Consider the following 11,618-nt stretch of genomic DNA (forward strand, 5'->3'; position numbering starts at 1 on the left):
GGACGGCGAGGGTGCCGAAGTCGCGCCAGGCCAGGTCTACGGCGTCCTGGAGTTCGGAGCTCACCGGCAGGAACGAGCCGACGTCCAGGGAGCCGTCGGGGGCGTGGGCTATGCGGCCCAACTGGACCTGCGGGCGGCCGTCGACGCGGGCTATGACGGCCGCTCGGACGCCGTCGCGGGCCACGCGGAAGGCGAGTACGTCACGGCCGCCCAGGCCCCAGTGGGCTGCCCGGACGAAGGACTTGCCGCGGCGGCGCACCCAGAGCCAGGACTCGTCCTTCTTGCTCTCCACGACCCAGAGGGTGCCGTCGCGGCTCCAGGACGGGGCGGTGAACCCGGCGCCCTTGTGCGCGGTCAGCAGGACGCGCGGGGCGGGCTGGCCGGTGACGGGGGCCGCGGTCAGGACCTGGGTCCCGTCGGTGCTCAGGCCCGCGAACTCCTGGAGGTCGGGGGCGACGGCGGGGCGGGAGAGGCTGCCGGCGGCGCCGGTGACGACGGGCTGGGCGCGGTCGTCCTCCAGGGTGCCGAGGAAGCCGGACGGGCCGACGACATAGGCGTTCTGGTGCGCGTCGTCGGCGGGGGCCCGACCGTCGGGCGAGTTGCCCTCCCACGCGTTCACCGGCTGGGTGGCGTCCATGCCGTCCGGCGTGACGGTCTCGCCCTCGATCTGCAGCCGCCACGACTTGATCTCCGACAGCTGCCGCATCGTCCAGGCGAGCTGGGCCGACATCCGGTCGACGTCGCCGCCGCGGGCCTGCTTGGTGAGGTCGACGGTCGCGACGTCCTTGTCGATCCGGACGCTGTGCCGCAGCCGGGTGCCCTCCGGGAACGCCGTCTCGACCGCGCCGGTGAGCCACGAGGTGGGGCCGCTCAGCAGCGCCTGGACGAGCTGGGTCGGCAGCGTCTGCCGGTTCACCACCGGCAGGAAGATCCCGTTCGGGACGAGGGTGCGCCGGTCGGGGGCGAAGAAGTACAGGTTGACGGTGCGCATGGCGCGCTCGACGTCGTCCTTGGTGAGCAGCAGCCCCGCCTTGTCGTCGCCGGGCAGGCCGGCGATGCGCCAGAGGCCCTGCGGCGTCCTGGCGAGCTGGAAGGTGGCGTCCAGGGCCTTCGGGGACGCGGTGTACTGGCCGTCGGCGGTGATCGTGCCGAGCTCCTCGCCGGTGATCCGGACGGTCGCCTGGTTCCCGGACGACTTGATCACGTGCGGGTCGGTGACGCGGTCGGCGAGGACGGTCACGAAGGGCCGCAGGCCGGGGTTCCACGACGGCTGGCCGTTCAGGTACATCTTCGCGACCTTGTGGCCGTCGTCGAAGCTCGCCGACGCCGCGAGGAACCCGGACACGATCTGGGCGGGCCCCCACTCGGGGCGCGGCTTCACCGGGATCAGCCGGACGTACGGGTCGTCGACCCGCTCGGCGCGTTCGGCCGGCCGGCCGGAGACGACCTGCCCGCCGCTCGGCACGGTCGCGCAGCCGGCGCCGCCCACGGCGAGGGCCCCGGCCGCGAGGAGGCCCGTGAGCCGGCCGGCCCTCATTCGCCCGCCTCCAGCTCCGCGAACAGCGGGCGGGCGTCACCGGCCCCTGGCGGGACGAGCGGCAGCGGCGAGCCCCGCAGTTCGGCCCCGGCCACGCGCGGCAGCGACAGGCGGAACTGGGAGCCCGCGGCGGGCTCGCCCCACGCCTGCAGCCAGCCGCCGTGCAGCTGCGCGTCCTCCCGGGAGATCGACAGGCCGAGCCCGGTGCCGCCGGTGGTGCGGGCGCGGGCCGGGTCGGCGCGCCAGAAGCGGTCGAAGACCATCTGCCCCTCCCCCGGTTTGAGCCCGACGCCGTGGTCGCGGACGGCGACGGCGACGGCGTCGCGGTCGGCTCCGACGGAGACGACGATGTCCTCGCCCTCGCCGTGCTCGACGGCGTTGACGAGGAGGTTGCGCAGGATCCGCTCGACGCGGCGCCGGTCGACCTCCGCCATGCACGGCTCGCCGGGCAGTTGCAGGACGACCTTGCTGCCCTTGCGTTCGGCGAGGCCCTGGATGTCGCCGACGACGCGCAGGACGAGGTCGCGCATGTCGAGGGACTCGGCGTCCAGCGTCGCGGCGCCCGCGTCGTGGCGGCTGATCTCCAGCAGGTCGGCCAGGAGCGACTCGAACCGCTCCAGCTGGCTCTGCAGCAGCTCCGCGGACCGTCCGACGGCCGGGTCGTCGAAGGAGTCGCGGTTCTCGTAGAGCATGTCGGCGGCGATCCTGATGGTGGTCAGGGGCGTGCGCAGCTCGTGCGAGACGTCCGAGACGAACTGGCGCTGCACCTGCGACAGGTCCTCCAGCTCGCCGATCTTCTCCTGGAGGTTCGCGGCCATGTCGTTGAAGGAGCGGGCGAGGCGGGCCAGGTCGTCTTCGCCGCGGACCCGCATGCGCTCTTCGAGCCGTCCTGCGGCGAGTCTCTGCGCGCCTTGGGCGGCCAGCCGCACCGGTAGGACGACCTGCCGCGTCACCAGGGAGGCGATCGCGGCCAAGAGCAGCACCAGCACGATGCCCACTCCGGCTAGGGAGCGGCTCACGTTGGTGAGGGTCTGCTGCTCCTGCGTCAGCGGGAACAGGTAGTACAGCTCGAACTGGCCCGTCCTGCCGCCGACGATGAGGCCGCGCTCGTCCGGCTGGCTCCCGAAGTAGGAGAGCTTGCCGTAGGTGTAGGCGCGCGAGCCGGCCGGCAGGTTCTTCACCTCTTCGCGCAGCCGCTTCGGGACGCTCTCGTGGCGCAGTTCGTTGGTCGTGTACCCGTCGAAGTACTGCTCGTTGGTGTCGCGGATGTAGACCTCGTAGAGCCCGGACGGTCCGCTGCGCGATTTCAGCCGGTCGATCGTCGAGTTGAGCCTGCTGCCGTCGCCGGTGGAGTTGCCCAGGTCGCGCTGCACCTGCGCCAGGCCGTCGTCCAGCTGGAGGCGGGCCGCCTTGACCTTGCCGTCCATCAGCGCGGACGAGACCTGCTGCATCAGGAACGCGCCCAGGATCGCCACCACGATCGCCGAAATGAACAGTGTGGACGTGACCACGCGTATCTGGATCGACCGGCGCCAGCGCAGATAGCCCGCCGCCGCGACGCCGCGCACGACGCGACGCGCCGCGCCCAGGCCACGCCGGACGAGCCGCTTCGCCCTCCGCATGTCGGTGTTCATCGGAGGCGCGCGGTCGAGGGAAGGTGCTGGTCGGTCATGGGTGTGTCACGAAGGGTGGCGGAGAAGGGAAGGGTCAGGCCGGTCCTGCCTTGTAGCCGACACCGCGGACGGTGACGACGATCTCGGGGCGTTCCGGGTCGCGCTCGATCTTGGCTCGGAGCCGCTGCACGTGCACGTTCACCAGCCGGGTGTCGGCGGCGTGCCGGTAGCCCCAGACCTGCTCCAGCAGGACCTCGCGGGTGAAGACCTGGCGGGGCTTGCGGGCGAGCGCGACCAGGAGGTCGAACTCCAGCGGCGTCAGCGGGATGTGCTTGTCGAGGCGCTTGACCGAGTGGCCGGCGACGTCGATGGTGATGTCGCCGATCTGCAGGGTCTCGGGTGCGGGCTCGTCGGTGCGCCGCAGCCGGGCGCGCACCCGCGCCACCAGCTCCTTCGGCTTGAACGGCTTGACGATGTAGTCGTCGGCGCCCGACTCCAGGCCGAGGACGACGTCCACGGTGTCGCTCTTCGCCGTCAGCATGACGATCGGCACGCCGGACTCGGCGCGGATCTGCCGGCACACGTCGATGCCGTCGGCCCCGGGCAGCATCAGGTCGAGGAGCACGAGGTCGGGCCGGGTCTCCCGGAACGCCTCGAGCGCCTTGTCGCCGTCGTGGACGAACGAGGGCTCGAAACCCTCGCCCCTCAGCACGATGCCGAGCATCTCGGCGAGCGCGAGATCGTCGTCGACGACCAGTACACGTCCTCTCATGGCCCTCATCGTCACAAAGTCGGGGTTCGGTGGAGTTGGGTGGGATGCTCCGGCGCCACCTTGCCAGGGAGAGATATACCTTGGCGTGCAAGGTTACCCGCGTTTGCGTCGTACATGGCTCCCCCGCATCGGCTGGGCGGCTCGGAATTGTAGGGGTGACTCCCGAAACGTGCGCAAGGTTGACACCTCGCCCATGACAGGATGACCTGACCGGCGGACGCGGCCGGGCCCGCGACGGGCCTGTCCGGACGCGCCGCTGACCCCCGCCAGAGATCGCAGGGAGACGGGATGCCGGGACCGGACGGCTGGGATGACGACGACGCCACCGATGTGGTGCGGGGCGTCCCGTTCCGTCCCATGTCCATCTCGGAGATGCTGGACGGCGCGATCGCCGGGATCCGGCGCAGGCCGCGCACGACGCTGGGCTTGTCGGTGGCCGTCAGCACGGTGATCCAGGTGACGAGCTCGATCGCCGCCTTCTTCTTCATCGGGGACGAGTCCCAGGACGAGATCACCCCGGACGTGCTGCTGGAGTCGCTCGGCGCGCAGCTCACGCTGACGCTGCTGGGGCTGGTGCTGTCGGCGCTGGGGATCCTGCTGCTGTCGGGTCTGGTGGCGCCGATCCTGGGCCGGGAGCTGGTGGGCCTGCCGATCGCGCCGAGGCAGGCGTGGCGGGACGCCCGGCCGAGGCTCGGACGGCTGGCCGCCACCGCCGTGGCCGTCATGGGCATCTCGCTGGCCGCGCTCATCCTGCCGATCGTGCCGTTCTTCCTGCTGATCGCCACTGACGCGCGCCCGGCACTGGGCGTCGTGGCGGGCATCTTCGGCTTTCCCATCGGCATCGGGCTGATGGTGTGGCTTTACATCTTGTTCGTGCAGGCCGTCCCCGCGGTCGTCCTGGAGCGGCAGACCGTCGGGGGCGCGCTGCGCCGGGCGACGACCCTTTCCAAGGGGCGCTGGTTCCGGACGTGCGGAACGCTTCTGCTGGCCATGCTCGTCACAGTGTTCATGGGCTTCTTCGCGCTGCGGATCCCGTTCCTGTTCGCGCAGCTGATCTTCTTCGGCGACGAGTCCGGCAGCGGGTCGACGATGGGGGCGCTGGCGGTGGACACGGTGGGGCGGATCGTCAGCTGGTCCGTGGTCATGCCGTTCGACGCGGGCGTGATCGCGCTGCTGTACATGGACCGGCGGATGCGCCGCGAGGGCTTCGACCTCGACCTGCGCACCAGGGGCCGGTCCGCGGCGGCCGTCGCGGCCGGCGAGAACTCCGGGGACACCGGCGACTCCGAGGACGAGGGGTTCATCACCCTGTGGCGGACGGAACCCGCGCGGCCGCGGCCGGCGCAGCCGGTGCGGGCGCAGCCGTGGACGGGGGCGTGATGCTCGATCCGATCGGCCGCGACGAGGCCCGCGAGATGGCCCGCCGCGAGCTGGACAAGCAGGTCTACCAGCGCGACAAGCCGTCCTGGCTGGAGCGCGCCTGGGACGACTTCTCCGACTGGCTGCACCAGCTGTTCAACCAGGCACCGAACCCGGAGTCGCAGGGCAGCGGCGGCGGCTGGGCGTCCATCGCCATCATCGTCGTGATCGCCCTGATCGCGATCGCGCTGGTCGTGTGGCTGATGTGGGGGCGCCTCAACCCGCGCTCCCGCAAGGACCCGCTGCTGGAGGACGAGCCGTCCACCGCGCTCGACCACCGGGACGCGGCGGAACGGCACGCGGCGGCCGGGCAGTGGGCCGAGGCGATCCGCGAGCGGCTCCGGGCGATAGCCCGCGACCTGGAGGAGCGTGCGGTCCTCGCGGCGCGTCCCGGCCGGACGGCGGACGAGCTGGCGGCCGAGGCGGGCGAGGCGGTGCCCGAGCTGGCCGGGGAGCTGGCCGCGGGCGTGCGGATCTTCGACGACGTCTGGTACGGGGACCGCCCCGGCACCGCCGAGGGGTACGCGCGGATGACGGAGCTGGACGAGCGGCTGCGGGCCGCGCGGCCGAAGCCGCTGGAGGCCGACGACCTGTCCCTCGCCGGGGCGGGCGACGAAGGGGGACCGCGATGGTGACGGCGGCCCCGCCCCGCGGCGAGCAGTCCGCCGGGCCGTCCGCGCGGCAGGTCGCGGGCCGCCGCTGGCGGTCGGCGCGCGGCGTCGTCGCGGCGATCCTCGCGATGGCCGTGGTCGCGCTGATCCTGGCGGCCCTGCGCCCGTCCACGTCGGCGGAGGCGCTCGACCCCGAGTCGCCGAAGCAGGACGGCAGCCGGGCGCTCGCCGAGATCCTCCGGCAGCACGGCACGCGGGTGACGGTGGCGAGGAACGCCGGCGACGCGCTCGGCGCGGCCGGGCCGGGCACGGTCATGGTGGTGACGCGCACCGAGCGGCTCACCGAGAAGGACCTCCAGGAGCTGAGCGGCGTGCGGGCCGACCTCCTACTCGTCCGGCCGACGTCGTTCGCCCTGGACGCGCTGGCCCCGCAGGTGCGCAGGGGCGGGCCGACGTACGAGGAGAAGGACTCCCCCGACTGCTCCCTCCAGGCGGCGACGCTCGCGGGCCGGGTCGCGTTCCACGAGTCGGAGACGTACGACGTCGCGGGTTCCGCCGCGGCCTGCTACCGGACCGAGTACGACGCCGCCAGGCTCGTGCAGGTGCGGAACGGCACGGGCACCGTGACCGTGCTCGGCTCCACGGCGCCGCTGACGAACCGGCGCCTCACCGAGGAGGGCAACGCGGCGCTGGCCATGAACCTGGCCGGCGCGGGCACGTCGGTGGTCTGGCTGGTCCCCGACCTGCCCAAGGAGGGTGCGGGCGCGGGGCAGAAGTCGCTCGGCGACCTGCTCCCGTTCGGCGTCAAGCTGCTGATCCTCGAACTGCTCGTCGCGGTGCTGCTGGTGGCCCTGTGGCGGGCCCGCCGCCTCGGGCCGGTCGTGGCGGAGGCGCTGCCCGTCGTCGTCCGGTCCGCGGAGACCGTCGAGGGCCGCGCCCGCCTCTACCGGGCCGGCCGCGCCCGCGACCGCGCCTCGGACGCGCTGCGCTCCGGGGCCCGCGAACGCCTCGTCCCGCTCCTCGGACTCCCCCGCAGCAGCGCGCAGGACCCCTCGGCCGCGCAGGAGATCGTCACGGCGGTCGCCCGCCGCACGGCGTACGACGAGACGTACGTCGGGGCGGCCCTGTACGGTCCTGAACCCTTGGACGACGCCGGGCTGATCGCCCTCACGGACGTCCTCGACGACCTGGAAAGGCAGGTACGCCAGTCTTGAACCACCCTGTAGAGCTCGGGAAGGACGACGTGCCCGGCGACAGCGAGCCGGGAGCCGTCCCGGACGACGTCCAGCGGCAGGCCGAGACGGCCCGCGCGGCGCTGACGGCCCTGCGCGCCGAGGTCGCCAAGACGGTCGTCGGCCAGGACTCCGTGGTGACCGGGCTGGTCATCGCGCTGCTCTGCCGCGGCCATGTGCTGCTGGAGGGCGTCCCCGGCACGGCCAAGACGCTGCTCATCAAGACCCTGTCGCGGGCCCTGGACCTCGATTTCAAGCGCGTCCAGTTCACCCCCGACCTGATGCCCGGCGACGTGACGGGTTCGCTGGTGTACGACAACAGGACCGCGGAGTTCGAGTTCCGCGAGGGTCCCGTCTTCACCAACCTCCTGCTCGCCGACGAGATCAACCGGACGCCCCCGAAGACGCAGGCATCCCTCCTGGAGGCCATGGAGGAACGCCAGGTTTCGGTGGAGGGCTCCGCGCGCGCTCTGCCCGATCCCTTCGTGGTGTGCGCGACGCAGAACCCGATCGAGTACGAGGGCACCTATCCCTTGCCCGAGGCCCAGCTCGACCGGTTCCTGGTCAAGCTGACCGTGCCCGTCCCCACGCGGGACGAGGAGATCTCCATGCTTCAGCGGCACGCGGCCGGGTTCGACCCGCGCGACCTGTCTGCGGTGAAGGCGGTCGCCGGTGCGGACGAGCTGGCCGCAGGGCGGGCCGCGGTCAGGGCCGTCCACCTCGACCCCAAGGTCGCCGCCTACGTCGTCGACCTGTGCAGGGCGACGCGGCAGTCCCCGTCGCTCCAGCTCGGCGTGTCGCCGCGTGGCGCGACGGCGCTGCTGGCGACGTCCCGCGCGTGGGCGTGGCTGTCGGGCCGCGACTACGTCACGCCCGACGACGTGAAGGCGCTGGCCAGGCCGACGCTGCGGCACCGCGTCCAGCTGCGTCCGGAGGCGGAACTGGAGGGCGCGAAGGCCGACGGCGTACTGGAGGGCATCCTCGCCCACGTCCCCGCGCCGCGCTGATGGCGCTGACCGGACGCCTGGGGCTGCTGGCCCTGCTCGGCGCGATCGTCCCGCTGTTCGCGCCGAGCTGGTGGACGCTGTTCGCCGTCTGGGGCGTCCTCCTGCTGGGCGTCGTCATCGACCTGGCCCTGGCCGGGAACGTGCGCGCCCTGCGCTACCACCGCTCCGGTGACACGAACGTGCGTCTCGGCGAGACCGCCAAGGTGTCCCTCATCGTGGAGAACCTCGGACGGCGCCGCCTCAAGGCCCGCCTGCGGGACGTGTGGCCGCCCAGTGCGGGTGCGACGCCCCGCATGGTGAAGATCAACGTGCCCGCCGGTGAGCGCCGCCGCGTCGAGATGACGCTGACGCCGACCCGCCGCGGCGACCGGAAGGCCGTCACCGTCGTGGTCCGCTCCGTCGGACCGCTCGGGCTGGCCGCGCGCCAGCTTTCACGTCCCGCGCCCTGGACGGTCCGTGCGCTGCCCGCGTTCCCGTCGCGCCGCCACCTGCCGGCCAAGCTCGCGAGGCTGCGGGAGCTGACGGGCGCGCACGTGGCGCTGATCCGGGGGCAGGGCACCGAGTTCGACTCCCTGCGCGAGTACGTGGACGGCGACGACGTCCGGTCCATCGACTGGCGCGCCACCGCGCGGCGGGGCGACGTGGTGGTCCGGACGTGGCGTCCCGAGCGCGACCGGCGGATCTACATGGTGCTCGACACCGGCCGCACGTCCGCGGGCCGCGTCGGCGACATCCCCCGCCTCGACTGCTCGATGGACGCGGCGCTGCTGCTCGGCGCGCTCGCGTCCCGCGCCGGCGACCGCGTCGACCTGCTCGCCTACGACCGCCGCGTCCGCACCCGCGTCGAGGGCTCGTCCCGGACGGACCTGCTGCCCGCGATGGTGCACGCCATGGCGCCGCTGGAGCCGGAGCTGCTGGAGTGCGACGCCGCCGGGATGGTGTCGACGCTGATGGCGCGCGTCCGGCAGCGGTGCCTGGTCGTGCTGCTCACCGAGCTGAACACGGCCGCGATCGAGGAGGGCCTGCTGCCGCTGCTGCCGCAGCTCACCGCCCGGCACCTGGTCATGATCGCCGCGGTGTCCGACCCGCGGGTCGGCGAGATGGCCGAGGGCCGCGGCGACCTCGCGGCCGTCTACGACGCGGCCGCCGCCGAACGCGCCCGCGCCGAGCGCCGCCGCCTCACCGCCGAACTCCGCGGCCACGGCGTCGAAGTGGTGGACGCCCCGCCCGAAGAAATAGCCCCAGCCCTAGCAGACGCCTACCTGGCCCTAAAAGCCGCGGGCCGTCTGTAGGAACACCAGCCATCACCGCAACCACGCAACAACCTCAATCGTCGCGATCGCGTCCGAAGGCAGGTTCGAGCTTGCGAGAACCTGATCGCGCAGCGAGCCGCAAGGCGAGCCGGAGCGATGCAGCGATCGCACCGCGTTTCTCGACGATGGAGGGCCTCCAGGCCCGAAGGAGGAGAGAAATGCTAAGCAGACACCGGAGCGAGGTCGGGGTGGAGGTCGGTGTCGCCGGTCTCGCCCTGGCGGACGGCGCGGCGGCCGAGGATGATCACGTAGCCGAGGAAGGCGGTCTCGGCGACGACGCCGATCGCGATGCGCAGCCACGTGATGTGCACCCAGCCGGTCACGAAGCCCTCGATGAGGCCGGACACGAGCAGGACGGCGACGAGGCCGATGGCGATGCTCACGGCGGCGCGGCCCTCCTCGGCGAGGGCCTGGCCGCGCGGGCGCCGGCCCGGGTCGATGATCGTCCAGCCGAGCTTGAGGCCGCCGGCGCAGGCCAGGTAGACGGCGGTGAGCTCCAGCAGGCCGTGCGGCAGGATCAGCCCGAAGAACACGTCGCCCTTGCCGTAGGCGAACATCAGGCCGCCGCTCAACCCGAGGTTGATCTGGTTCATCAGCAGGACGAACACGGTCGGAATGCCGAGCAGGATCCCGAATATCAGCGCGGTCGCCGAGACCCAGGCGTTGTTGACCCATACCTGGAAGGCGAACGACGACGCCGAATGCTCGGTGTAGTAGTTGGCGAAGTCGTGCTCGACCAGTTCCCGGATCTCGTCGGGTGTCCCTACGGTCGCCTGCACCTCCGGGCTGTGCACGACCCAGATCGCCAGGGCCAGTGCCAGCAGGTTGCCGAGGACGGCGTTGCCGAGCCACCACCACCGCATCCGGTACGCGGCGGCCGGGAACGACACGGTCGCGAAGCGGGTGACGTCGCGCCAGAGGGGTGCCTGGGCGCCGGCCACCGCGGCCCTGCCCCGCGCCACGAGCGACGACAGCCGGCCCACGAGCTGCGGGTCGGGCGAGCTGGACCGGACGACGGACAGGTGCGTCGCCGTCCGCTGGTACAGCTCGACCAGTTCGTCGGCTTCGGCGCCGGTCAGCCTGCGACCGCGGTTGATGAGCCGTTCAAGGCGCAGCCATTCGGCGTTGTGCGCGGCCACGTAGGCGTCGACGTCCACCCGGGGAGACTAACGCCTCGGCCCGCGGAACCGGCAAAATAGGCTGTCTCCCGGCATAGGAGGAACAGGACATGGCCGATCTCGTCACCGGCGAGGCCGTCGCGCTCGACATCCGGGTCGCGCGGCTGGCCAGCCGTGGCTGCGCCATACTGCTCGATCTGCTCTTCCAGCTGGTGATGCTCAACATCGTCATCTACCTCACGGCGATGACGTCGCTGGTCGCCGACGAGGCGTGGACGATCGGGCTGACGCTGCTCGGCGTCGTCGCCGTCCTGGTCGGGTACCCGTGCGTGTTCGAGACGCTGTCGCGGGGCCGGACGCTCGGGAAGATGGCCGTCGGGCTGCGCGTCGTCGGCGACGACGGCGGGCCGGTCCGGTTCCGGCAGGCGCTGGTGCGGGCGCTGGCCGGGTTCATCGAGTTCTGGACGTTCTACGGCTCCCCCGCGCTGATCACGTCGTTCTGCAACCGGCGCGGCAAGCGGCTCGGCGACCTGTTCGCCGGGACGATCGTCATCCAGGAGCGCGTCCCCGCGTCGGCGCTGTTCGGCCCGGTCGCCGTGATGCCGCCGCAGCTCGCCTGGTGGGCCCGGTCGCTGGAGCTGTCGATGCTGTCGGACGAGCTGGCGATGACCGCCCGGCAGTACCTGTCGCGGTTCTGGGAGCTGCTGCCGGAGGTCCGCGACTCGCTGGGGCAGCGGATCGCGGCGCAGGTCGTGGCCGTGGTGAGCCCGCCCCCGCCGCCGGGTGTGCGGCCGGAGATCCTGCTGTCGGCCGTCCTCGCCGAACGGCGGCACCGGGAGGAGCGGCGGCTCGCCGAGCGCCGCGCCCGGCGGATGCGCCGCTTCGGCCTCCCGGCGTGGGGCGCCGAGCAGGCGCCCGTCCCCGCGATGGCGGTGGCCGGGCCCATGCCGTCCGGGCCGCCGCGGCAGGGGCCGCCCGCCCCGCCCCCGTTCAGCG

The 11,618-nt window shown here is 72.8% G+C and carries 10 protein-coding genes; 6 read left to right on the forward strand and 4 right to left on the reverse strand.

What is annotated here, in order from left to right:
• The 3 genes from E1293_RS37770 to mtrA all read right to left on the reverse strand — a co-directional run.
• The coding region (locus E1293_RS37770) for an LpqB family beta-propeller domain-containing protein (RefSeq protein ID WP_132203408.1) at nt 1-1,537 on the reverse strand (1,537 nt) is incomplete at its 3' end.
• A complete protein-coding gene (gene mtrB / locus E1293_RS37775; protein WP_207939325.1) occupies nt 1,534-3,159 on the reverse strand; it encodes an MtrAB system histidine kinase MtrB in 1,626 nt (541 codons plus the stop codon). The genes E1293_RS37770 and mtrB, both read right to left, overlap by 4 nt.
• A gap of 85 nt (nt 3,160-3,244) precedes the next feature.
• Nucleotides 3,245-3,922 (reverse strand): MtrAB system response regulator MtrA, encoded by a 678-nt coding sequence (mtrA, locus tag E1293_RS37780; protein WP_132203412.1) that lies wholly within the window; start codon nt 3,920-3,922, stop codon nt 3,245-3,247.
• 288 nt (nt 3,923-4,210) lie between these two features.
• Between mtrA and E1293_RS37785 the strand changes: the two genes are divergently transcribed.
• Genes E1293_RS37785 through E1293_RS37805 form a run of 5 tightly spaced genes read left to right on the forward strand, consistent with a single transcriptional unit; the run spans nt 4,211 to nt 9,483 of the window.
• Nucleotides 4,211-5,302, forward strand: coding sequence for a hypothetical protein (locus E1293_RS37785; protein ID WP_132203414.1), 1,092 nt, complete (start codon nt 4,211-4,213; stop codon nt 5,300-5,302).
• Nucleotides 5,302-5,976, forward strand: coding sequence for a DUF4129 domain-containing protein (locus tag E1293_RS37790; protein ID WP_207939326.1), 675 nt, complete (start codon nt 5,302-5,304; stop codon nt 5,974-5,976). The genes E1293_RS37785 and E1293_RS37790 overlap by 1 nt, the downstream gene beginning before the upstream one ends.
• The gene (locus tag E1293_RS37795) at nt 5,970-7,166 is read left to right on the forward strand and encodes a DUF4350 domain-containing protein (protein ID WP_132203418.1); all 1,197 of its coding nucleotides are present in this window, start codon (nt 5,970-5,972) and stop codon (nt 7,164-7,166) included. Before E1293_RS37790 ends, E1293_RS37795 begins: the two co-directional genes overlap by 7 nt.
• A 29-nt stretch (nt 7,167-7,195) precedes the next feature.
• Nucleotides 7,196-8,191, forward strand: coding sequence for an AAA family ATPase (locus E1293_RS37800; RefSeq protein ID WP_243717161.1), 996 nt, complete (start codon nt 7,196-7,198; stop codon nt 8,189-8,191).
• On the forward strand, nt 8,191-9,483 hold the full coding sequence (locus E1293_RS37805; RefSeq protein ID WP_132203422.1) for a DUF58 domain-containing protein: 1,293 nt from the start codon (nt 8,191-8,193) through the stop codon (nt 9,481-9,483). Before E1293_RS37800 ends, E1293_RS37805 begins: the two co-directional genes overlap by 1 nt.
• 182 nt (nt 9,484-9,665) lie before the next feature.
• On the opposite strand, the gene E1293_RS37810 is transcribed toward E1293_RS37805, so the two are convergent.
• A complete protein-coding gene (locus E1293_RS37810; RefSeq protein WP_132203424.1) occupies nt 9,666-10,661 on the reverse strand; it encodes a stage II sporulation protein M in 996 nt (331 codons plus the stop codon).
• Between the two features lie 71 nt (nt 10,662-10,732).
• Here E1293_RS37810 and E1293_RS37815 point away from each other — a divergent pair.
• Nucleotides 10,733-11,618 (forward strand): RDD family protein (locus E1293_RS37815; protein ID WP_132203426.1); only part of this gene is annotated, 886 nt, incomplete at its 3' end.

The sequence above is a fragment of the Actinomadura darangshiensis genome, from assembly GCF_004349235.1.
Classification (GTDB): Bacteria; Actinomycetota; Actinomycetes; order Streptosporangiales; family Streptosporangiaceae; genus Spirillospora; species Spirillospora darangshiensis.

Coding starts and splice junctions, on each gene's coding strand:
- mtrB (WP_207939325.1), bottom strand. CDS start 3,159: ATGCGGAGGGCGAAGCGGCTCGTCCGGCGTGGCCTGGGCGCGGCGCGT.
- mtrA (WP_132203412.1), bottom strand. CDS start 3,922: ATGAGAGGACGTGTACTGGTCGTCGACGACGATCTCGCGCTCGCCGAG.
- E1293_RS37785 (WP_132203414.1), top strand. CDS start 4,211: ATGCCGGGACCGGACGGCTGGGATGACGACGACGCCACCGATGTGGTG.
- E1293_RS37790 (WP_207939326.1), top strand. CDS start 5,302: ATGCTCGATCCGATCGGCCGCGACGAGGCCCGCGAGATGGCCCGCCGC.
- E1293_RS37795 (WP_132203418.1), top strand. CDS start 5,970: ATGGTGACGGCGGCCCCGCCCCGCGGCGAGCAGTCCGCCGGGCCGTCC.
- E1293_RS37805 (WP_132203422.1), top strand. CDS start 8,191: ATGGCGCTGACCGGACGCCTGGGGCTGCTGGCCCTGCTCGGCGCGATC.